At 71.1% G+C, this 22,394-nt stretch carries 18 protein-coding genes; 8 read left to right on the forward strand and 10 right to left on the reverse strand.

What is annotated here, in order from left to right; all coding sequences use genetic code 11:
• Positions 1 to 2 precede the first annotated feature (2 nt).
• Both OG521_26890 and OG521_26895 read right to left on the reverse strand, forming a co-directional pair.
• Positions 3 to 797 carry a metal ABC transporter ATP-binding protein gene (locus tag OG521_26890; protein ID WUW24198.1) on the reverse strand — a complete coding sequence of 265 codons (795 nt, stop codon included), beginning with the start codon at positions 795 to 797 and terminating at the stop codon, positions 3 to 5.
• Between the two features lie 89 nt (positions 798 to 886).
• On the reverse strand, positions 887 to 1,840 hold the full coding sequence (locus OG521_26895) for a metal ABC transporter substrate-binding protein (protein WUW24199.1): 954 nt from the start codon (positions 1,838 to 1,840) through the stop codon (positions 887 to 889).
• A 219-nt stretch (positions 1,841 to 2,059) separates the two neighbouring features.
• Here OG521_26895 and OG521_26900 point away from each other — a divergent pair, with 219 nt between their 5' ends.
• Both OG521_26900 and OG521_26905 read left to right on the forward strand, forming a co-directional pair.
• The gene (locus OG521_26900) at positions 2,060 to 3,442 is read left to right on the forward strand and encodes a glycine--tRNA ligase (GenBank protein WUW24200.1); all 1,383 of its coding nucleotides are present in this window, start codon (positions 2,060 to 2,062) and stop codon (positions 3,440 to 3,442) included.
• A gap of 134 nt (positions 3,443 to 3,576) precedes the next feature.
• The gene (locus tag OG521_26905; protein ID WUW24201.1) at positions 3,577 to 3,783 is read left to right on the forward strand and encodes a hypothetical protein; all 207 of its coding nucleotides are present in this window, start codon (positions 3,577 to 3,579) and stop codon (positions 3,781 to 3,783) included.
• A gap of 29 nt (positions 3,784 to 3,812) precedes the next feature.
• Here OG521_26905 and OG521_26910 read toward each other — a convergent pair whose 3' ends face one another.
• Both OG521_26910 and OG521_26915 read right to left on the reverse strand, forming a co-directional pair.
• Positions 3,813 to 4,403 (reverse strand): TetR family transcriptional regulator, encoded by a 591-nt coding sequence (locus tag OG521_26910; protein ID WUW24202.1) that lies wholly within the window; start codon positions 4,401 to 4,403, stop codon positions 3,813 to 3,815.
• 181 nt (positions 4,404 to 4,584) lie between these two features.
• Positions 4,585 to 5,598, reverse strand: coding sequence for an aldo/keto reductase (locus OG521_26915; protein WUW24203.1), 1,014 nt, complete (start codon positions 5,596 to 5,598; stop codon positions 4,585 to 4,587).
• A 435-nt stretch (positions 5,599 to 6,033) separates the two neighbouring features.
• Between OG521_26915 and OG521_26920 the strand changes: the two genes are divergently transcribed.
• Positions 6,034 to 6,270: a DUF6243 family protein gene (locus tag OG521_26920; GenBank protein WUW24204.1), complete on the forward strand. Its 237-nt coding sequence runs from the start codon at positions 6,034 to 6,036 to the stop codon at positions 6,268 to 6,270.
• Between the two features lie 141 nt (positions 6,271 to 6,411).
• Here OG521_26920 and OG521_26925 read toward each other — a convergent pair whose 3' ends face one another.
• Positions 6,412 to 7,881 (reverse strand): MFS transporter, encoded by a 1,470-nt coding sequence (locus OG521_26925; protein WUW24205.1) that lies wholly within the window; start codon positions 7,879 to 7,881, stop codon positions 6,412 to 6,414.
• 101 nt (positions 7,882 to 7,982) lie between these two features.
• Here OG521_26925 and OG521_26930 point away from each other — a divergent pair, with 101 nt between their 5' ends.
• Positions 7,983 to 8,918 carry a helix-turn-helix domain-containing protein gene (locus tag OG521_26930; GenBank protein ID WUW24206.1) on the forward strand — a complete coding sequence of 312 codons (936 nt, stop codon included), beginning with the start codon at positions 7,983 to 7,985 and terminating at the stop codon, positions 8,916 to 8,918.
• On the opposite strand, the gene OG521_26935 is transcribed toward OG521_26930, so the two are convergent.
• Positions 8,888 to 10,396: an MFS transporter gene (locus OG521_26935; protein WUW24207.1), complete on the reverse strand. Its 1,509-nt coding sequence runs from the start codon at positions 10,394 to 10,396 to the stop codon at positions 8,888 to 8,890. The two genes, OG521_26930 and OG521_26935, sit on opposite strands and share 31 nt — an antisense overlap.
• A 15-nt stretch (positions 10,397 to 10,411) precedes the next feature.
• Positions 10,412 to 11,389 carry a class A beta-lactamase gene (gene bla / locus OG521_26940; GenBank protein WUW24208.1) on the reverse strand — a complete coding sequence of 326 codons (978 nt, stop codon included), beginning with the start codon at positions 11,387 to 11,389 and terminating at the stop codon, positions 10,412 to 10,414.
• A 166-nt stretch (positions 11,390 to 11,555) separates the two neighbouring features.
• On the opposite strand from bla, the gene dusB reads away from it, so the two are divergent.
• The 4 genes from dusB to OG521_26960 all read left to right on the forward strand — a co-directional run bounded on the left by dusB (position 11,556) and on the right by OG521_26960 (position 18,091).
• Positions 11,556 to 12,704 carry a tRNA dihydrouridine synthase DusB gene (dusB, locus tag OG521_26945; protein ID WUW24209.1) on the forward strand — a complete coding sequence of 383 codons (1,149 nt, stop codon included), beginning with the start codon at positions 11,556 to 11,558 and terminating at the stop codon, positions 12,702 to 12,704.
• 547 nt (positions 12,705 to 13,251) lie between these two features.
• The gene (ppdK, locus tag OG521_26950; protein ID WUW24210.1) at positions 13,252 to 15,963 is read left to right on the forward strand and encodes a pyruvate, phosphate dikinase; all 2,712 of its coding nucleotides are present in this window, start codon (positions 13,252 to 13,254) and stop codon (positions 15,961 to 15,963) included.
• Between the two features lie 541 nt (positions 15,964 to 16,504).
• On the forward strand, positions 16,505 to 17,515 hold the full coding sequence (locus OG521_26955) for a helix-turn-helix domain-containing protein (GenBank protein ID WUW24211.1): 1,011 nt from the start codon (positions 16,505 to 16,507) through the stop codon (positions 17,513 to 17,515).
• A 159-nt stretch (positions 17,516 to 17,674) separates the two neighbouring features.
• Positions 17,675 to 18,091, forward strand: a complete 417-nt coding sequence (locus OG521_26960; GenBank protein WUW24212.1) for a VOC family protein — start codon at positions 17,675 to 17,677, stop codon at positions 18,089 to 18,091.
• A 53-nt stretch (positions 18,092 to 18,144) separates the two neighbouring features.
• On the opposite strand, the gene OG521_26965 is transcribed toward OG521_26960, so the two are convergent.
• The 3 genes from OG521_26965 to nirB form a co-directional block, all read right to left on the reverse strand.
• Entirely contained in the window at positions 18,145 to 19,311 is a 1,167-nt protein-coding gene (locus OG521_26965) for a PhoX family protein (GenBank protein WUW24213.1), read from the reverse strand.
• Positions 19,312 to 19,427: 116 nt separating this feature from the next.
• Positions 19,428 to 19,799 carry a nitrite reductase small subunit NirD gene (gene nirD / locus OG521_26970; protein ID WUW24214.1) on the reverse strand — a complete coding sequence of 124 codons (372 nt, stop codon included), beginning with the start codon at positions 19,797 to 19,799 and terminating at the stop codon, positions 19,428 to 19,430.
• A complete protein-coding gene (gene nirB, locus OG521_26975; GenBank protein ID WUW24215.1) occupies positions 19,799 to 22,393 on the reverse strand; it encodes a nitrite reductase large subunit NirB in 2,595 nt (864 codons plus the stop codon). The genes nirD and nirB overlap by 1 nt, the downstream gene beginning before the upstream one ends.
• Position 22,394: the final 1 nt, after the last annotated feature.

Genomic DNA, 22,394 nt, shown 5'->3' on the forward strand with positions numbered 1-22,394 from the left:
GGTCAGCTCAGCAGTCCCGTCCGGACGGGCTCGGAGGCCGCGTGGGGGTGTACGTGGTCGTGGCCGGGCAGCGCGTGCTGTCCGAGTGCCTTCGGAGGCGGTCCGTCGTGCATGACGCAGCCGTCGCGCAGCACGATCGCCCGGTCGATCAGGGGCTCCAGCGGGCCGAGCTCGTGCAGGACGAGGAGCACGGTGGTGCCGGCCGCGACCTGTTCGCGCAGGGTCTCGGCGAGGATCTCCTGGCTGGCCAGGTCGACCCCGGCCATCGGCTCGTCCATGATCAGCAGTTCGGGTTCGGCGGCGAGCGCGCGGGCGATCAGCACGCGCTGGTGCTGACCGCCGGAGAGGGCGTCCACCGAGTCCCTGGCGCGGTCGGCGAGGCCGACGAGCGCGATGGCGCGGTCCACGGCGGCCCGGTCGGCCTTGCGGGGCAGGCCGAGCCGGGTGCGGGACAGCCGCCCGGAGGAGACGACCTCACGGATCGTGGCGGGCACTCCGCCGGCCGCGGTGGTGCGCTGCGGTACGTAACCGACCCGGGCCCAGTCGCGGAAGCGGCGCAGGGGGGTGCCGAAGAGCTCGACGGTGCCGCCGGTGAGCGGGACCTGGCCGATGACCGAGCGGACGGCGGTCGACTTGCCGGAACCGTTGGCACCGAGCAGGGCGACGACCTCACCGCGGCGCACGGTCAGGTCGACACCGCGCAGTACGGGGCGTGCGCCGAGGGTGGCCGTGGCGTCGCGCACGACGATCACGGGTTCGGGCGTGGTGCTCGGTGTGGTGCTCTGGGGCTCGGGCATGAGCGCCTCCGGTGCTGCCGTGCGGTTCGGGTCTGCGGGGTCTGCGGGGTCTGGCGGGTCTGCGGGGTCCGTGGAGGCGCCGGGGGTGCTCACTTCGCGCCGAGCGCCTTCTGGAGGGCGGCGAGGTTGGACTCCATGACCTCGATGTAGTCAGCGCCCTTGGACTTGCCGGTGATTCCCTCCAGCGGGTCCAGGACGTCCGTCCTCAGTCCGGTGTCCCGGGCGACCGTCTTCGCCGTCTTGTCGCTGGCGAGCGTCTCGAAGAAGACGGTGGTGACCTTCTTCTCCTGGGCGATCGCGTGCAGGGCGCTGATGCGGGCCGGGCTGGGCTCGGCCTCGGGGTCGATGCCGGCGATGCCCTCCTGGGTGAGGCCGTAGCGCTCGGCGAGGTACCCGAAGGCGGAGTGGGTGGTGATGAACGTCCTGGTCGCGGTGGTCTTCAGCCCCTTCTCGTACGCGGTGTCGAGCGCGTCGAGCCTGGTGACCAGGGCGGCGGTGTTCTTGCGGTAGTCCGCGGCGTGGTCCGGGTCGGTCTTCTCCAGCGACTTCCCGACCCCCTTGGCGACCTGGGCGTACTTCACCGGGTCGAGCCAGATGTGCGGGTCGGCGCCGGGCTCCTCGCCCTCGTGCTCGTGTGCGTGCTCCTCGCCGCCGACCTCGGCGCCGTGGTCCTCCAGCGTGGTGAGCTCCGCGGCGTCGACGGAGTGCTTGGACTCGGAGAGCTTGATCGCGTCGTCGACGGCGGGCTGGAGGCCCTTGAGGTAGAGGATGTAGTCCGCGTCGCTCAGGCCGCCGACCTCGCGCGGGCTCAGCTCCAGGTCGTGGGGCTCCACACCCGGCTTGGTCAGCGTGGAGACGGAGACGTGGCTCCCGCCTATCTGCTCGGCCAGGAACTGCATGGGGTAGAACGACGCCACCACGTTCAGCTTGTCACCGTTCTTCCGGTCGGCCGCGTCGGACGTGGAGCAGGCGGACAGGGTGGTGAGGCCGAGGGCGACGGCTCCGGCGACGGCTGCGGTGGGTATGAGGCGGCGTACGTTCATGACAGTCATTTTCAACAAAAGTGGAAACGATTGTCAACAAGGCCGATGAGATGACCTCGCACACGCGGACCGGCGGACTACTCCGATACCGATTTGATCGAAGGGGCGTGCCCGCCGGTAATCTGAGGACTTCGCCCGCCCGTCTCCCGACCACCACCCCCCATCGAGGCGCGCGCGCCGCCCCCTGTCCAGTTCCGTCGTCGTAATGAAGAGAGCACCGTGGCCGCCGACAAGATCGACTCCATCGTCAGCCTGAGCAAGCGCCGTGGCTTCGTTTTCCCCTGTAGCGAGATCTACGGTGGTCAGAAGGCCGCCTGGGACTACGGACCGCTGGGCGTTGAGCTCAAGGAGAACCTCAAGCGTCAGTGGTGGCGCTACATGGTCACTTCGCGCGAGGACGTGGTCGGACTCGACTCGTCGGTCATCCTGGCCCCCGAGGTGTGGGTGGCCTCCGGTCACGTCGCCACGTTCTCCGACCCGCTGACCGAGTGCACCTCCTGTCACAAGCGCTACCGCGCGGACCACCTGGAGGAGGCGTACGAGGAGAAGCACGGCAAGCCGCCGGTCAACGGCCTCGCCGACCTCAACTGCCCCAACTGCGGCAACAAGGGCACCTTCACCGAGCCCAAGCAGTTCTCCGGCCTGCTCTCCACGCACCTCGGCCCGACCCAGGACTCCGGTTCGGTCGCCTACCTGCGCCCCGAGACCGCTCAGGGCATCTTCACCAACTTCGCCCAGGTGCAGACCGCTTCGCGCAAGAAGCCGCCGTTCGGCATCGCCCAGATGGGCAAGTCCTTCCGGAACGAGATCACTCCGGGCAACTTCATCTTCCGCACGCGCGAGTTCGAGCAGATGGAGATGGAGTTCTTCGTCAAGCCGGGCGAGGACGAGCAGTGGCAGGAGTACTGGATGGAGCAGCGCTGGAACTGGTACACCGGTCTCGGCCTGCGCGAGGAGAACATGCGGTGGTTCGAGCACCCCGCGGAGAAGCTCTCCCACTACTCCAAGCGCACCGCTGACATCGAGTACCGCTTCCGCTTCGGCGGCAGCGAGTGGGGCGAGCTGGAGGGCGTCGCCAACCGCACGGACTACGACCTGAAGGCGCACTCCAAGGCCTCGGGCACCGACCTCCAGTTCTACGACCAGGAGGCCGGCGAGCGCTGGACCCCCTACGTCATCGAGCCGGCGGCCGGTGTCGGCCGCTCCATGCTGGCCTTCCTGCTGGACGCCTACATCGAGGACGAGGCGCCCAACGCCAAGGGCGTCATGGAGAAGCGCACCGTGATGCGCCTCGACCCGCGCCTGGCGCCGGTCAAGGTCGCGGTCCTGCCGCTGTCCCGCAACCCGCAGCTCTCGCCGAAGGCCAAGGGCCTCGCGGCCGACCTGCGGCAGAACTGGAACATCGAGTTCGACGACGCGGGCGCCATCGGCCGCCGCTACCGTCGCCAGGACGAGATCGGTACGCCGTTCTGCGTCACCGTCGACTTCGACACCCTCGACGACAACGCGGTGACCGTGCGCGAGCGCGACACCATGAAGCAGGAGCGCGTCTCGCTGGACCAGATCCAGGCGTACCTCGGCGCCCGCCTGCTCGGCTGCTGACCCGTCCCAGCCGCTGAGCCGGCGCCGCCGGTACCCGCCGGCGCGCCGCATCCGCTGCACACGAGGCCCCCGGTTCTCCTTACGGAACCGGGGGCCTCGTGCACACTGGGCACACTCGCCCTGAGGAGGCTCGGATGCCGTCCATCACCACGAGCAAGGTCAGCAGATGGGACCAGCACGGCCGTGAACACGTCGTTCACGTCAAGAAGTCGGGAGTCCAGAGGCAGTTGAGCTGCGCGACCTGCGACTGGCGCAAGGCGGTGCAGTTCCTTCCCTGGCTCAAGGCCGAGGAACATCTCGCCGACGCCCACCAGGCGACGGTCGACCCGACGGCGACGTAAGTCCCGCCCCTGGGGGGTGCGCCCGGACCTCAGGCCCGCAGGCCGCGCAGCAACAGGTCCGAGACGGCGGTGAACTCGGCGACGATGGCGGGCTTCCGCCACTCCGCGGCGTACGCCGGGTCGTGGAAGCGTGCCGTCGCGTCGAAGACCGCCTGGGCGGCCGCCGCGGGGTCGTCCACGGCGAACTCTCCTTCCTGGACGCCTTCTTCGATGATCTCCCGCAACTGGCCCACCAGTTCGCGGATGTGGGCCTCGACGATGGAGCTCTCGCCCACCAGCACCTCGTACGTGGCGAACAGCTCGGGATCGCCTCCCGCCTTGTGCCGCTTGGCCTCGAACAGCGTCTCCAGCCACTGCCGGAGCTTCGCCGGCGAGGTCTGGGCGGAGGCGTGCAGGATCTCGGTGAGCTCCTGCTCCGTGCGGGTCAGCCAGCGGCCGGTCACGGCCTCGCGCAGGGCGGCCTTGGTGCGGAAGTGGCGGTAGACGCTGCCGTGGCTGACGCCGAGCGCCCTGGCCACATCGACCACGGTCGCCTTCGCGGGCCCGTAGCGACGCAGCACGTCCTCGGTGGCTTCGAGGATGCGCTCGGGGGTCAGCGGGTCGGTCGGCGGCGGCGTCATGGCGGGTGGGCTGCCTCTCGAGAGCGTCGGGCGGGAACGGGCCGGGGCGGGCCCGGTCCGGGGCAGAGCGGGGCGGGTCTGGCCCGGGGATCCCCGGGGACCCTCGGAGATCGAGGGGGTCCCGGAGAGGGGTCCGGGCGGCAGGCGGGCGGGCCCGCGCCCCGCCGACCGTACCCGGAGCTCAGCGCTCGCTGTCCAGGTGGGCCATCTGGCTGTCCGGGTAGCGGTTGCCCGCGGCCGCGCCGGCCGGGACGGCCTCCTCGATCGCCGCGAGATCGGCCGTGTCCAGCCGGACGTCCAGTGCGCCGAGGGCCTCGGTGAGCCGGTCGCGGCGGCGGGCGCCGACCAGCGGCACGATGTCCGTGCCCCGGGCGAGGACCCAGGCGATGGCGGTCTGCGCGACCGTGGCTCCCTTCTGCTCGGAGATCTTGCGCAGCGCCTCGACGAGGTCGAGGTTGTGCTGGAGGTTCTCCTCCTGGAAGCGCGGGCTCATGGACCGGAAGTCGCCCGGTGCCAGTTGGCGGTCGCGGGAGAAGTGGCCGCTGATCAGACCCCGCGAGAGCACCCCGTAGGCCGTGACGCCGATACCGAGCTCGCGGCAGGCGGGCAGGATCTCCGCCTCGATGGACCGGGAGATCAGCGAGTACTCGATCTGGAGGTCGGAGACCGGTGCGACGGCGGCCGCCCGGCGGATCGTCTCCGCGCCGACCTCGGAGAGGCCGATGTGGCGGACGTGTCCCGCCTCGACCAGTTCCGCGATGGCGCCGACGGTCTCCTCGATCGGGACGTCGGGGTCGATCCGGGCGATCCGGTAGATGTCGATGTGGTCGAGGCCCAGCCGCTGGAGCGAGTAGGCCGCGAAGTTCTTCACCGCCGCCGGGCGGCCGTCGTAGCCGGTGAAGCCGCCTTCGACGGTCCGCAGCGCGCCGAACTTCACGCTGGTCAGCGCCTGTTCGCGGGCGGCGGCGGGCGCGGTGCGCAGGGCCTCGTTGATCAGCAGCTCGTTGTGGCCCATGCCGTAGAAGTCGCCGGTGTCCAGCAGGGTGATGCCCGCGTCGAGCGCGGCGTGGATGGTGGCGATCGACTCGGAGCGGTCGCTCTCGCCGTACAGCGCGGACATGCCCATGCAGCCGAGGCCGAGCGCGGAGACCTGCGGGCCGGTGGAGCCGAGGGTGCGGGTGTGGAGGGCGGTCATGGGGAACTCCCGGTGGGTGGACACGGCGGACAGGCCGGAAAGGGCGGGTGGAAGGGATCGGGAAGGCGGACGGGATCGGAAGGCGGAGGGGACTGGCAGGCGGACGGGTTCGGAAGGTGGCAGGGAGCACGAAACACGGAACAACGCGTCATCGGACGAGGAGCGGTGGAGCGAGCTGCTGCTCCGCGTCGTACATCGACCATGACATGTGAGATGACAGATCTCAATATCTGTCAGTCCATGTTCCCCCGGCAGGGTGACCCCGCCGGTCCGAAAACCCGGTGCTCGGGCCGCTCGGGGCGGGGTACGGTTTGCCGCATGTCTTCGTTCTTCCAGATCTACGAGTGAGAGCGCGGCGGGTCCCACCACCCGTCGCCCATCGGATCGATCCCAGGTCTGTCCAGACCTCACTTTCACCACGAATGGGAGAACCACGTGGCCAAGAGCCGTAACAACCTTCTCGGCGTCGGCGGACAGCGCAGGAAGCTGACCCGCGCCGAACAGCAGGGTGCCCCCGCCGGACGCGACACCGACCGCAAGTCGGCCGCCGAGCAGAAGCAGGAGCTGCTGCGCAAGATGCGCGAGCGTGCCACCGGCACCGAGGCGTCGGACGCCGCAGATGCCGCGGACGCCACGGCTGCCCCGGAGCAGGACGCCCCGGCGCAGAGCTGAGCAACGCCTCGCACCACCCGCAGCACCCCGCGCGACCCGCACGACCGTGGGCCCGGAACACCCCAGGTGTTCCGGGCCCACGCCCGTTCCGAAGCCCGATGGCTGACGCCCCGACGCCCCGACGCCCCGACGCCGCGCGCCTCACCCCACCGTGCGCGGCAGCCGCAGGCTCAGCAGGGTCGTCAGCGCCACCGCCGCCAGCTGCACCAGCAGCGTCACGATCAGCGCGTCCCGCATGCCCGAGCCCGGTGCCAGGGCCAGGAACAGCGAGCCGAGCGTCGCCACGCCCAGGGCCAGCGCCGCCTGCTGGGTCGTCGTCATGACCCCGCCGCCCACCCCGGCGCGCTCCGGCGGTACGTCGGACAGGACGATGCGGAACAGGACGGGCAGCTGCAGCCCCTGACCCAGGCCGGCGATCGCCATCCCCGGGATCAGGCCCGGCAGCCCCAGGCCCGACCAGCCGTGCCACACCGTGAGGGCGAGCACGACGATGCCGGCCGCCTGGATCAGGCCGCCCGCCGTCACCACCCGGCTGCCGAAGCGCCGCACCAGCCGCGGACCGGCCAGCGAGGCCGCGAAGAAGGCCACCGCCATCGGGGCCATCGACAGGCCCGACGCCGCCGGGCCCAGCTTCAGCCCCTGCTGGAGCGCCACCGCGATGACGAACATGAAGCCGCCGAAGCCGATCGAGAACGGCACCACCAGCGCCAGCCCGCGCCGCAGCGAGTCCAGCCGCAGCAGGCTCGGCGGGATCAGCGGGATCAGTCCGCGCCGGTCCGCCCGCCGCTCCACCCGGTAGAACGCGGCCGCGGCGAACGGGAACAGCGCCAGCGACACCCACGTCCACAGCGGCCAGCCCGCCGCCCGCCCCTCGGTGAGCGGGGCCAGCAGGGTCACGAGCGACGCGGCGAGCAGCAGCGTGCCCGGTACGTCGACGGGCGCCGGCCGCTCCGAACGGGTCTCCGGCACCGCACGGGCCGCCAGGACCAGTCCGACGGCCGCCACCGGGACGTTGACCAGGAACACCGAGCGCCAGCCCGCGCTCTCGCCGAACACCGACGACAGCGGTGCGGCGGCGACCAGGACCCCGCCCAGGATCTGGCCCGCGACCATGGAGAGACCGGCCGTGGCCCCGTACAGGCTCATCGCCCTGGCCCGTCGGTGTCCCGAGGTGGCGGCCTGGATGGTGGCGAGCACCTGCGGCAGCATCAGGGCCGCCGACGCGCCCTGGGCCACGCGTGCCCCGACCAGCGTCCAGGCGTCGGGCGCCAGTCCGCAGGCCAGGGAGGTGAGCCCGAACGCGGCGATGCCCAGCAGGAAGAGCCGGCGCCGGCCGGCCATGTCGCCGAGCCGGCCGCCGAGGACGAGCAGGACGGCGTAGGAGAGGCCGTAGCCCGCGACGACCAGTTCCAGCAGGGCGGGGCCCGCCGCGAGGTCGTGGTCGATGGTGGGCAGGGCGACGTTGACGATGAAGAAGTCGATCAGCGGAAGGGCGGCGCCCAGCAGCACGGTGAACAGACCCAGCGCGCCGAGCACCGGCGCCGGGTGGTCGTGCCGCACCACCGGGGCGGTGGCGGCGGATGTCTTCGGGCGTACAGAGGATTCACTCACGACATCGACGATCGCTCTTCCCGCAGCCTGGTACCAGAGTGTCCTTATCCTGGTACAAGTAGCACCTGGCATGGCATCGGACGGTCCCGCACCCTGGAGGCATGACGACGATGGTGACGGCAGCGCGGAGCAGCATCGAAACGCCGCGGATCCCACGGACCGAGGGGGCCGGCGGGACGGATGCCCCGGACGCCTCCGGGACCGAGGTCCGGCGTCACGAGCTCGCGGACTTCCTGCGCAGCCGCCGGGAGCGGATCACCCCCGAGCAGGTGGGGCTGGTGCGCGGCCGTCGCAGGCGGACCCCGGGGCTGCGCCGCGAGGAGGTCGCCCAGCTCTCCGCCGTCGGCGTCACCTGGTACACCTGGCTCGAACAGGCCCGTGACATCCAGGTCTCGCCCCAGGTGCTCGACGCGCTCGCCCGCGCCCTCCTCCTGGACCGCAGCGAGCGCACCCACCTGTTCTCCCTGGCGGCCGCCATCGACCCGGCGCCCGGCACGGAGTGCCCGAGCATCACCCCGGCCCTGCGCACCATGCTGACGCAGCTTGAGCCGATCCCGGCCTGCGTGCAGAACAGCCGCTACGACGTCCTCGCCCACAACCGCACCTACGGCCGGCTGCTCTGCGACATGGACGCGGTGGCTCCCGAGGACCGCAACATCATGCTGCTCTGCTACACGAACGAGGAATGGCGCTCCTCGGTCATGGACGTCGCCGAGGTGACCCGGCTCCTCACCGCCAAGTTCCGGGCCTCAATGGCCGAACACCTCGCCGAGCCCGCCTGGAAGGCGCTGCTCAAGCGGCTGGAGACGGCGTCCCCGGAGTTCCGGGAGGTCTGGGCGCGGCACGAGGTCGTGGGGACGGGCGCCCGGTCCAAGGTCTTCCGCAACGCCCACGTCGGACTGCTGCGCCTGGAGACCACCGACCTCTGGCTGGGGCCTGCGGCGGGACCGCGGCTTGTCACCTACGCACCGCGCGACGAGGAGACCCGCGAGCGCCTGGAGCGCCTTCAGGCCCTGGTGCTCGCCGACGAGGACTGACCCGCGGACGCCCCGGCAGCGGACGGCGAGGAGGCCTCCTCGGACCCCTCCAGCCGTTCCGCGGTCCGGCGGGCGGTCTCCCTGGCCCAGCGTCCGCTGCTCAGCGCGCCGACCAGCAGGACGCACACCCCGCAGCCGGTGATGATCCACCAGGCGGGCCTGCTCGCCGACACGAAGTCGGAGGCCGGTCCGCCGCCGTACGAGGAGCCCGCGCCGGCCACTCCCGCCGCGAGGACCGCCCCGATCACCGCGACGCCCAGCGTCTGCCCGATCTGGCGGCTGGTCGAGGCGACCGCGGCGGCCACACCCGCCTGGGAGCGCGGCATCCCGGAGACGGCGGTGTTGGTGATCGGCGCGTTCACCGCGCCGAAGCCCAGGCCGAACAGCACATACGCGGTGAACATCGACACGTTGCCGGTCTCCGCGTCGAACGCCGCGAACATCAGCCCGCTCACCGCCATCGCGACACCGGCGACGAGCAGCGGGATGCGCGGCCCGCGGCCGGCGACGACCCGGCCCGACAGGGGCGCCAGTACGCAGACCACGACCGCCATCGGCAGCGTGTAGAGGCCCGCGTCGAGCGCGCTCAGACCTCGTACGTCCTGCAGGTAGAGGGTGTTGACGAAGAGGAAGCCGCCCAGGGCGGCGAAGGCGCTCACCGCTATCACGGTGGCCCCGCTGAACGGGACGCTGCGGAAGAACCGCAGGTCGATCAGTGGATCGGTGCGCCGGGGTTCGTACATCAGCAGGCCGATGAGCGAGGCCGCCGCGAGCGCGGCGAGGAGCAGGATCTCCGCCGAGGTCCAGCCCTTCTGCGGCGCCTCGATGATCGCGTACGTCAGCGAGCCCAGCAGCGCGATCACCAGCAGCTGGCCCACCGGGTCCGGGCGGCGGGCCTTCGGGGCGCGGGACTCGGGGACGTACCGCCAGGTCAGCAGCAGGGCGGCGAGGCCGACCGGCAGGTTGATCCAGAAGATCGACCGCCAGCCGACCGAGTCGACCAGGGCGCCGCCGACCACGGGACCCGCGGCCATCGAGACGCCGACGACGCCGCCCCACACGCCGATCGCACGGGCGCGCTCACGGGGGTCGGTGAAGGTGTTGGTGATGATCGACATCGCCACCGGGTTGAGCATCGAGCCACCGACGGCCTGCACCATCCGGAACGCGATGAGCGCCTCCAGGCTGGGCGCCAGCGAGCAGAGCGCCGAGCCCAGGGTGAACAGGACGAGACCGGCCATGAAGACCTTGCGCCGCCCGATCCGGTCGGCGGTGGACCCCGCGAGCATCAGGAGGGAGGCGAGGACGAGCGTGTACGCGTCGATCGTCCACTGCATCCCCGCGACACTCGCGTCCAGGTCCTGACGCATGGCGGGCAGGGCGACATTGAGGACGGTGTTGTCGAGACTGACGATCAGGAGGCTGATGCAGCAGATCGCGAGTACGAGCATCCGTCGTCGGTGGCTGAGCTCGGGCATACATGGATAGTACGGCTAACTAACGACTTCCGCTGCCAGTACCTTCGCGACCCCGGCCACCAGCGGATGGTCGCCGGTCGCGTCCGCGTCCCCGTCCGGCTTGGTCGTCAGCACGACCAGCACCACCGGTGCCCCGTCCGGCGTCCAGGCGATGCCCGCGTCGTTGCAGCTGGCGTACGAGCCGCCGCCGGTCTTGTCCGCGATCGTCCACTCCGGCGGCAGCCCGAGCCGGAAACGGGTCCCGCTGGTCCGGCAGTTGAGCAGCCAGCCGGTCAGCCGCTCGCGGTCGTGGCTCTCCAGCGCGTTCCCGAGCACGAGGCGGGCGTAGGAGCGCGCGAGGGCGGCCGGGGTGGTGGTGTCCGTACGCCGCCAGGGTTCGGCCGAATTGAGCACGGGCTCCCAGCGGTCGAGCCGGGTCACCGGGTCGCCGATGGAGCGGCTGAAGCGGGTGACGGCGTGCGGGCCGCCGAGCTCGCGCAGCAGCAGATTGGCCGCCGTGTTGTCGCTGTCGCAGATCGCCGCTTCGCAGAGCTGGTCGATGGTCAGCCCGCTCGCGATGCATTCCGGGGTGTCGGTGACCACGGAGTCGGAGACGCAGTCCGCCTTCGTGTAGCGCACGAGCCGGCCGAGCACCTCGCCGTTCCGGTCCAGATCCCGCAGCACCGCCGCGGCGGCGAGCGTCTTGAAGGTGGAGAGCATGGGGAAGCGCTCGTCGGCCCGGTGCCGGACGGCGACCCCGGTGGCCACGTTGTAGGCGAAGGCGCCGACCCGGGCGCCGTGCGCCCGCTCCAGCTCACGCAGCCTGGCCGTGACGCTCCCGGAGCCGGCCGGGCGCGCGGCGGCCCGGGAGGGGCCCGCGGCGGCGACGAGCAGCGCGCCGGCGGCGCCCGCCCCGCCCAGCGAGAGCAGGGCCCGGCGGCTGGGGGGCGCGGAGGAGGACCCGGCGGCAGGAGGTGTCGCGGGCGTCCGGCCTAAGGACCGACTGGAGTTCATGATGTTCGTCTCCCTCGTTCGTGATCTCGGTACGGGCCCCCTCACGCTACGGGCGGGGCCCGGCGGCCGGGGCATGTATCCGTCGCCCCGGCGAGCCGCCGCCCGGTCCCGCGGCCGCCCGCGGCCGGCCGGCCGAGCAGTTCCCCGCGTACGCGACAATGGGGGAATGACCACGCTCGCCCCCGCGCCCCCGCTGCTCCGTATCGGCCCGCACACCGTGCAGCCGCCGGTGGTCCTGGCCCCCATGGCAGGCATCACCAACGCACCCTTCCGCACCCTGTGCCGGGAGTTCTCGGGCGGCAAGGGGCTGTTCGTCAGCGAGATGATCACCACGCGGGCCCTGGTCGAGCGCAACGAGAAGACCATGCAGCTCATCCACTTCGACGCGAGCGAGACCCCGCGCTCGATCCAGCTGTACGGCGTGGACCCGGTCACGGTCGGCAAGGCCGTCCGCATGATCGTCGACGAGAACCTCGCCGACCACATCGACCTGAACTTCGGCTGCCCGGTCCCCAAGGTCACCCGCAAGGGCGGCGGCTCGGCGCTCCCGTACAAGCGGCCGCTGCTGCGCGCGATCCTCAAGCAGGCCGTCTCGCAGGCCGGTGACCTGCCGGTCACCATCAAGATGCGCAAGGGCATCGACGACGACCACCTCACCTTCCTCGACGCCGGCCGGATCGCCGTCGAGGAGGGCGTCACGGCCGTCGCCCTGCACGGCAGGACGACGGCGCAGCACTACGGCGGGACCGCCGACTGGGACGCCATCGCCCGGCTCAAGGAACACGTCCCGGAGATCCCCGTCCTCGGCAACGGCGACATCTGGTGCGCCGACGACGCCCTGCGGATGATGCGCGAGACCGGCTGCGACGGCGTGGTCGTGGGCCGCGGCTGCCTGGGCCGCCCCTGGCTCTTCGGCGACCTGGTGAGCGCGTTCGAGGGCACGGAGACCCGGCAGGCGCCCTCCCTGCGCACGGTCGCGGACGTCATGCTGCGGCACGCGACGCTGCTGGGGGAGTGGATCGGTGACGAGTCCCGCGGCGTGATCGACTTCCGCAAGCACGTGGCCTGGTACCTGAAGGGCTTCGCGGTCGGTTCCGAGATGCGCAAGAAGCTGGCGGTCACCTCGTCGCTGGAGGAGCTCGGCTCGCAGCTCCAGGAGCTGGAGCTGGACCAGCCGTGGCCGGACGGCGCCGACGGTCCGCGCGGCCGCACCTCGGGCAACAACCGGGTGGTGCTCCCGGACGGCTGGCTCAAGGACCCGTACGACTGCGCGGGCGTCGGCGCGGACGCGGAACTGGACACTTCGGGCGGCTGAGCGGCCTCCCCGAGAGGGCACCGGGTGCCCTCTCTCCCTCGATGCTCATCTGAGCGCAATATCCCGCGAGAATCGGCCGATCGGGCCGAGAAGTGATGCTCGGCGCGCCCGCGTGTCACGTCTAGTTACCCCTGTGTGAGCGTGAGGCCACCAGGAGCCACCAATAGGGCGTCCGGATGGTGACATCTGAGCGGCCGTTCCGGCGTGATTCTCGCCACCTTGAGAGGGGTGCCGCTCGTATGAGCGCAAAGTGTGCGGATGCACTTCTCAAATGATGGCACTGGGTGCCAGGTGGCTCCACTTTGATCGATCGACGTATTCACTACGGAACGTCACGAAAACCGCAGCGTCGTCGAGCGTTCCGTAGTGACGCGTTCAAGTCCTGAACGCGAACCCTTGACCGGCTCGCCCATGGGTCACTTTCGATCTGCTGGCGGACGGGTGGTTGAGGCCGCATGACGGGCAAGTGGACGTACCGAGACACCTTCGATCTGGGTATGTTCCTCGCCGTCAGGGCAGCCACCGCGTCGTCGAGGAGTCGAGACTCGTGTCGGAAAACGAAGACCTTCAGAAGTTCGTCTACGACTTCACCGAGGGCAACAAGGAACTGAAGGACCTTCTCGGCGGGAAGGGTGCCAACCTCGCCGAGATGACCAACCTCGGGCTTCCCGTCCCTCCGGGTTTCACCATCACCACCGAGGCGTGCAAGGTCTACCTCGACAGTGGCGACGAGCCGGCCGCCCTGCGCGACGAGGTGAGTGCGCACCTCGACGCCCTTGAGGCGCGGATGGGCAAGAAGCTCGGCCAGGCCGACGACCCGCTGCTGGTCTCCGTCCGCTCCGGCGCCAAGTTCTCGATGCCCGGCATGATGGACACGGTCCTCAACATCGGTCTCTCCGACGCCTCGGTCGTCGGTCTCGTCGCCCAGTCCGGCGACGAGCGGTTCGCCTGGGACTCCTACCGCCGGCTCATCCAGATGTTCGGCAAGACCGTCCTCGGGGTCGACGGAGACCTCTTCGAGGAGGCGCTGGAGGCCGCGAAGCAGGCCAAGGGCGTCACCGTCGACGTGGATCTCGACGCGGCCGACCTGAAGAAGCTGGTCAGGCAGTTCAAGAAGATCGTCACCCGGGACGCCGGACGCGACTTCCCGCAGGAGCCGCGCGAGCAGATGGACCTGGCCATAAAGGCCGTCTTCGACTCGTGGAACACCGACCGGGCCAAGCTGTACCGCCGCCAGGAGCGCATCCCCGGCGACCTCGGCACCGCGGTCAACATCTGTTCCATGGTCTTCGGCAACCTCGGCCCGGACTCCGGTACGGGCGTCGCGTTCACCCGTGACCCCGCCAGCGGCCATCAGGGCGTCTACGGCGACTACCTGCAGAACGCGCAGGGCGAGGACGTCGTCGCGGGCATCCGCAACACCGTGCCGCTCGCCGAGCTGGAGTCCATCGACAAGAAGTCGTACGACCAGCTGATGCAGATCATGGAGACGCTGGAGACTCACTACAAGGACCTCTGCGACATCGAGTTCACCATCGAGCGCGGCCAGTTGTGGATGCTCCAGACCCGGGTCGGCAAGCGCACCGCCGGTGCCGCGTTCCGGATCGCCACCCAGCTCGTCGACCAGGGGCTCATCGGCGAGGCCGAGGCGCTCCAGCGCGTCAACGGCGCGCAGCTGGCGCAGCTGATGTTCCCGCGCTTCGACGACGACGCGAAGACCGAGCGGCTGGGCCGCGGCATCGCCGCGTCGCCGGGCGCCGCGGTCGGCAAGGCCGTCTTCGACTCGTACACCGCGGTCAAGTGGTCCCGCTCCGGCGAGAAGGTCATCCTCATCCGCCGCGAGACCAACCCGGACGACCTCGACGGCATGATCGCGGCCGAGGGCATCCTGACCTCGCGCGGCGGCAAGACCTCGCACGCGGCCGTCGTCGCCCGCGGCATGGGCAAGACCTGTGTCTGCGGCGCCGAGGACCTGGAGGTCGACACCAAGCGCCGCCGGATGACGGTGGGCGGCCGGGTCATCGAGGAGGGCGACGTCGTCTCCATCGACGGCTCGACCGGCAAGGTGTACCTCGGTGAGGTACCCGTCGTACCGTCGCCGGTCGTCGAGTACTTCGAGGGCCGGATGCACGCGGGCGCCGACGACGCCGACGAACTGGTCGCCGCCGTGCACCGGATCATGGCGTACGCGGACCGGGTGCGCAGGCTGCGGGTGCGGGCCAACGCGGACAACGCCGAGGACGCGCTGCGGGCCCGCCGCTTCGGCGCCCAGGGCATCGGGCTGTGCCGCACCGAGCACATGTTCCTCGGCGAGCGCCGCGAGATGGTCGAGAAGCTGATCCTGGCCGACACCGACCAGGAGCGCGAGACGGCCCTGGAGCAGCTGCTGCCGCTCCAGAAGGCCGACTTCATCGAGCTCTTCGAGGCGATGGACGGACTGCCCGTCACCGTACGGCTGCTGGACCCGCCGCTGCACGAGTTCCTGCCCGACATCACCGAGCTCTCGGTCCGCGTCGCACTCGCCGAGTCCCGCAAGGACGCCAACGAGAACGACCTGCGGCTGCTGCAGGCCGTGCACAAGCTGCACGAGCAGAACCCGATGCTCGGTCTGCGCGGGGTCCGCCTCGGGCTGGTCATCCCCGGCCTGTTCGCCATGCAGGTGCGGGCGATCGCCGAGGCCGCCGCCGAGCGCAAGAACGCCAAGGGCGACCCGCGCGCGGAGATCATGATCCCGCTCGTCGGTACGGTCCAGGAGCTGGAGATCGTCCGGGAGGAGGCCGACCGCGTCATCGCCGAGGTCCAGGCCGCCACGGGCACCGACCTCAAGCTGAAGATCGGCACGATGATCGAGCTGCCGCGGGCCGCGCTGACCGCCGGTCAGATCGCCGAGGCGGCGGAGTTCTTCTCCTTCGGCACCAACGACCTGACCCAGACGGTGTGGGGATTCTCCCGCGACGACGTGGAGGCCTCGTTCTTCACCGCGTACCTGGAGAAGGGCATCTTCGGGGTGTCGCCGTTCGAGACGATCGACCGGGACGGCGTGGGCTCGCTGGTCCGCAGCGCGGTCGCGGCCGGCAAGGCCACCCGCCCCGACCTGAAGCTCGGCGTCTGCGGCGAGCACGGCGGCGACCCGGAGTCGGTGCACTTCTTCCACGAGGTGGGCCTGGACTACGTCTCCTGCTCACCGTTCCGCATTCCGGTGGCCCGCCTGGAGGCCGGCCGCGCGGCCGCGGAGTCGCGGGGCAGCGACAGCCGCTGAACCGGCTGAACCACTGATTCCGCCGGCGGCCGCGGGACCGGGCGACCCTCATCGGTCCGGCGGCAGCCGCGGAATTCCCTGAGGCGGCGGCACCCTGTGCGGGGGTGCCGCCGCCTCGCCACGTCCGGGGTGCGTCCTGCGCGGGTCCGGGGCGGGCGCGTGTGGCGCACCGCCCGGGTGCCGGAATGTGAGCGCTTTCTTCGGTGGCGGTTATGCATTGCTTCGTTTAATGCGCAAAGAGATGAGCCGGAACGGACCGGGGTGCGGCCCATGGATCCCCATCCATGGGCCGCACCCGGCTTACCCCCGTCGAGTGCGGAGCCGCACCGTCGCCAACCGCCGCCGAACGAGCAAAACCCCCCACGGCCTTCACTCGCTCTTCCGGTGGCTTCGGAATCGCACCCGACGTCGTACAGCCTTTCGGGTGACGGCAGGTCGAGGCGAGACGTTTCACCTCTGGCCGAAACCCCGTGGTGACGTGTAGTTACCCTTCGCATACTCTTGCGCGGGGGTAATTGCAGGTGCAAGGGGTGGGGGTTCGGTGCTGCGTATCCATGTCTCCGGATGGGACCTTTCCAAGGTGCGGATGGCCACCGGGCCGGACGCATTATGGGAGACCATTCTCAGTTTTCACCGGCTGAGAGACCGGCGGGCTTCCACGGTGTTCGGGAAATGGCGCTCCGAAACCAGGCCGCGGTTGAATGGTGAAGTACGCCTGTTGTCCGCCGTGGTTCCACCGCGCGGCTATTTCCCGGACTTCCTGACGCCTTATCAGCTGGGCGCCGAACCGATGGACTTCGCCACCGGAATGGAGGCCCTGCGCGACACCCCGCCCGAGCGGCTGCGGGCCGAGCTGGCGGTGCTCGGCGCCCAGGGATCCGCCGGCGGCCGGACCGCGACGGCCCGGGCGGTGACGCTGGACGCCCTGGGGGAGGGGCGCGCCGAGCCCCTGGGCCGCCTCATCGGGGTCCTGCGCGCCTACCACCGGGCCGCCGTCGAGCCGTACTGGCCGCACGTCCAGGCCAGCGTCGAGGCCGACCGGGCGGTCCGCGGCCGCGCGCTACTGGACGGCGGCGCCGAGGAACTGCTCGCCTCGCTGCCGCCCGTGATCCGCTGGCGGGCGCCGGTGCTGGAGGCGGACTACCCGGTCGACCGCGAACTCCACCTGGACGGACGCGGCCTGCTCCTCCAGCCGTCCTTCTTCTGCCGCGGCGCCCCGGTCGTCTACCGCGACCCGCTGCTGCCGCCGGTGCTCGTCTACCCGGTCACCCACGCCGCCGCCCCGGTATTCGCCGAACCCGGCCCCTGGCTCGGCCGGCTGCTCGGGAACACCCGCTCGACGGTCCTGCGCGTCATCGGCGACGGCTGCACGACCAGCGAGCTCGCCCGCCGCGCCGGGGTCTCCCTCGCCTCGGCGAGCCAGCACGCCTGCGTGCTGCGCGAGGCGGGTCTCGTGCACACCCTGCGCCACGGCAGCTCGGTGCTGCACACCCTCACCCCGCTGGGCGGTTCGCTGCTGAGGGGCGGTGCGCCGAAGCTCGCCATGTCCTGACCCCCGGAGGTGCGGCCGCCCGGGAGGTTTTCCGCCGGACGCGGCGCGGGAAGGATTTTTCGTCCGGCGCCGATGAGTTCCCGGTGGCCCCGGCGTCTACCTGTCGTAACGCGTTCGGGAAACGCACACGGGACACCACCGAGAGAGCGAGAGACGGCCATGCCTCAGATGATCTTCGTCAACCTGCCGGTCAAGGACATCGAGACGACCAAGGGCTTCTTCGGCAAGCTCGGTTACTCCTTCAACCCGCAGTTCAGCGACGAGCGCACCGCGTGTCTGGTCATCAGCGACACGATCTTCGCGATGCTCCTGGAGGAGCCGCGCTTCAAGGACTTCACCAAGAAGGAGATCGCCGACGCCTCGAAGTCCACCGAGGTGATCCTGGCGCTGAGCGCCGACAGCCGCGAGAAGGTGGACGAGCTGGTGGACGCCGCGCTCGCCTCCGGCGGATCGCCCGCCAACGACACCCAGGACCTCGGCTTCATGTACGGCCGGTCCTTCCAGGACCCCGACCACCACATCTGGGAGGTCATCTGGATGGACCCGGCGGCGGTCGAGGCCGGCGGTCAGGGCTGATGAACCACGAGCCGGCCGTGCGGCGCCGCGTGAGGCGCCGCACAGCCGGGGGTTCAGCCGCGGAACGGTCCCGTGACCTCGTAGGTGATACCGCCGGATGAGCTTCCGCTCGTCCCGCGCTGCGAGGAGAAGTAGAGCCGGGTGCCGTCCGGCGAGAAGGCCGGGCCGGTGATCTCCGAGCCGGACTGGCCGCTGATCCGCAGGAACGGGGCGACGGTGTCGTCCGGGGTGATCAGGCAGATCTCCATGTTCCCGCCGTCCTCGGCGACGTACAGATCGCCCGAGACGGACCGGGTGACGTTGTCCACGCCGGTCAGCGGGGCCGAGCCGCCCGTGACGAGCGAGTCGTCGTAGGCGAGCGAGATGCTGGACGCGTTCGCGTCGTACGCCCACACCCGGTTGTCGCCCTTCGTGGTGAACCAGCAGGTGCCCGCCGCGTAGAAGCAGCCCTCACCGCCGTTGAACACCTTGGCGCCGGAGACCTGGTAGCGGGTCAGGGTGGGGGAGCCGTCCGGGTCGGGGACCGTCGTCCAGGTCACCGGGCCCGAGGTGCCGGTGCCGGCGACCAGGACCTGAAGGGTGCCGGAGGACAGGCTGCCCCAGGTGGTGGGGCGGAAGCGGTAGAAGCGGCCGTCCGTCTCGTCCTCGGTGAGGTAGACGTATCCGTGGTCGGGGTCGGCGGCCGCCGCCTCGTGCTTGAAGCGGCCCAGCGCGGGGCGCCGCACGGCCGCGTTCACGCCCCAGGGGTCCGTCTCGTGGACGTAGCCGCGGCTGACCTCCTCGCACGACAGCCAGGTGTTCCACGGGGTGCGGCCGCCCGCGCAGTTGTTGTCGGTGCCGGACAGGATCCGGTAGGCGGAGGTGACGGTTCCGGAGGAGTCGAAGCGCACCGCGCTCGCCCCGCCGCCACTGCCCGAGGAGACCTCGGCGTTGGAGACGTAGATCCAGCCGCTGCCGTCGGCGAACGTGGCGCCGCCGTCGGGCGCGCTGTGCCAGGCGTACGAGGTGCCGGGGACGGTCTGTCCCGAGCGGGCGACGATTCTGCTGGTGAAGCCGCTCGGCAGCAGGATGCCATTGCCGTTGGCGGCCTGCAGTGCGCCGTACGGGCCGGCGGCCGGCTGGGCCGGGCCGGCGAAGGCGGCACCCCGCCACAGGGTGCCGCCGAACGCGGCCGCCGAGCCGCCGATCACCGCTGTGCGCAAGAAGGTCCGACGTTCCACGATCACTCCACGGGTGACGTGAGGGCCCGCCGGTCCGGTCGGCCCGGCGGGTCGAACGTCAGGACAGTAGAGGCGCGCAGTTGACGGAGCGTCAACGGTCGGTGAACGGCCCGGGGTCAGTCCGCGCGGACCTCGAAGACCGGCACGGAGACCTCGTCGTCGTCGAGGCAGGCGCCCGTCGCGAGGTCGAAGCGCTGCTTCAGCAGGGGCGAGGCGACGAACGGCTGCCCGCCCTGCGAGCCGACCAGTCCGCGCGACAGGACGTACGCACCGGTGAACGGGTCGCGGTTGTCGATCGCGTACGCACGCCCCGCCCGGTCCACGAACAGCGCGACCTGCCGGCCGTCCGGGAGGAGTGCGGCGACGCCTCGCCCCGGCGTCAGCAGGGAGCGGTCGCAGACCGTGAGCCAGTCGTCCCCGGCGGCGAGCCGGATGACCCGGGTGTCCTGCGCGGTCTCCATCGTCCCGTTCAGCGTCTGGGTCGTCATCAGGATGCGGTCCCTTCGAGAGTGCGGATGGCGAGCACCGGTCCGGCGAGGATGTCCAGGTCGGGCTTGACCTGGTCGCGTTCCGGGACGAACTTCACGGACGGGTCGGGGGCGTCGGGTGCGTTGACGAAGGTCACGAAGCGGCGCAGCCGCTCCGGGTCGTTGATGGTCTCGGCCCACTCGTCGCGGTAGCCGCGCACGTGGTCGGCCATCAGCCGCTCCAGCTCGTCGCAGAGCCCCAGCGAGTCGTGGACGACGACGTCCCGGACGTGCTCCAGGCCGCCCTCGATGCGGTCCAGCCAGGTCGAGGTGCGCTCCAGCCGGTCCGCCGTGCGGATGTAGAACATCAGGAACCGGTCGATGAGCCGCACCAGTTCGGCGTCCGAGAGGTCCTGGGCGAGCAGGTCCGCGTGGCGCGGGGTGGCACCGCCGTTGCCGCCCACGTACAGGTTCCAGCCCTGGGCGGTGGCGATGATCCCGAAGTCCTTGCCGCGGGCCTCCGCGCACTCCCGGGCGCAGCCCGAGACCGCCGACTTCAGCTTGTGCGGGGAGCGCAGGCCCCGGTAGCGCAGCTCCAGGTCGATCGCCATCTTCACCGAGTCCTGCACGCCGTAGCGGCACCAGGTCTGCCCCACACAGGACTTGACCGTCCGCAGCGACTTCCCGTACGCGTGCCCCGACTCGAAGCCCGCGTCGACCAGCCGGGTCCAGATCAGCGGCAGCTGGTCGACGCGGGCACCGAACAGGTCGATCCGCTGACCACCGGTGATCTTGGTGTAGAGGCCGAAGTCCCGGGCCACCTCACCGATCACGATCAGCTTCTCCGGGGTGATCTCGCCGCCGGGGATGCGCGGCACGATCGAGTAGGAGCCGTTGCGCTGGAGGTTGGCGAGGAAGTGGTCGTTGGTGTCCTGGAGGGCCGCCTGCTCGCCGTCCAGGACGTAGCCGCTCGCGCCGACCGTCGGCGCCAGCGAGGCGATGACGGAGCCGACCGTCGGCTTGCAGACCTCGCAGCCGTCGCCCCCGCGCGCCGCCTCACGGCCGTGCGAGTCGAGCAGCTCGGCGTAGGAGGTGATCTCCAGGGTGCGGACGATCTCGTACAGCTCGCTGCGGGTGTACGGGAAGCAGCCGCACAGGCCCTTGTCCTGGCTCTGCGGGAGCAGCTGCCCGATGACCTTGACGCAACTGCCGCAGCCGGTACCCGCCTTGGTGCACTTCTTCACCTCGGGCAGCGTGGTGTGCTCGCAGATCGCGCCCTTGGTGACGTTGTGGCAGGAGCAGATGACCGCCTCGTCGGGCAGCGAGGACGGGCCGAGGGTGACCGGGCCGCCCGCGCCGGCCGGCAGTACCAGCTGCTCGGGGGCGACCGGCAGGACCGTGCCCGTCATCGGGCGCAGCGTGCCGTATTGGTCGGCGTCCCCGACGAGCACCCCGCCGAGCAGTGTGCCGTCCCGGCCGATCACCAGCTTCTTGTAGACGCCGGAGCGGGAGTCCGCGTACACGACGTCGAGGCAGCCCTCGGAGGTGCCGTGCGCGTCACCGAAGGACGCCACGTCCACGCCGAGGAGCTTCAGCTTCGTCGACAGGTCGGCGCCGGTGAACGCCGCCTCGTTGCCCGCGATCACCTCGGCGGCCGTCTGCGCCATCTCGTAGCCGGGCGCCACCAGCCCGTACACCCGGCCGTCGGAGGCGAGCGCGCACTCGCCGATCGCGAAGACCGCCGGGTCGGAGGTGCGGCACTCGTCGTCGACGATGATGCCGCCGCGCTGGCCGACGGCCAGACCGCAGTCCCGGGCCAGCTGGTCGCGGGGCCTGACGCCGGCCGAGAAGACCACCAGGTCCGTGGCGAGCGAGGAGCCGTCGGAGAGCGACATCCCGTTCACCGAGCCGTCCTCGCCCGCGGTGACCTCCTGGGTGCCGACGCCCGTGTGGACGGTCAGGCCCATGTTCTCGATGGTGCGCAGCAGCGCCGCGCCGCCGCCGTCGTCGACCTGGACGGGCATCAGCCGGGGTGCGAACTCGACCACGTGCGTGTCCAGTCCGAGCCCCTTGAGCGCGCCCGCCGCCTCCAGGCCGAGCAGTCCGCCGCCGACGACCGCGCCGGTCGTCGCCGTCTTCGCGTACTCCTCGATCGCGAGCAGGTCCTCGATGGTGCGGTAGACGAAGCAGCCCTCGGTGTCCTTGCCCGGGACGGGCGGGACGAACGGGTACGAGCCGGTGGCCAGCACCAGCGTGTCGTAACGGAAGGTCTCACCGGAGCGCGCGGTGACCGTGCGCGCCTCGCGGTCCAGCGAATCGGCCGGGTCGCCGACCCGCAGCTCGAAGCCGTGCCGCTCCATGAAGCCCTGCTCGACGAGCGACAGGTCCTCGGGGGTCTTCCCCGAGAAGTACGAGGTCAGCTGCACCCGGTCGTAGGCGGCGCGGGGCTCCTCGCACAGGACGACGACCCGGGCGGTGCCCGCGGTGGCCGTCAGCCCGCGGTCGGCGAGGGCCTCCAGGAAACGCTGGCCGACCATTCCGTGTCCGACGACCACGATGGTCGGCACGGCCGCCGCGGTGGAGGTGTGGGCGGTCGGGAACGTGGACACCGGCATC

Source organism: Streptomyces sp. NBC_01463, assembly GCA_036227345.1.
GTDB lineage: Bacteria > Actinomycetota > Actinomycetes > Streptomycetales > Streptomycetaceae > Streptomyces.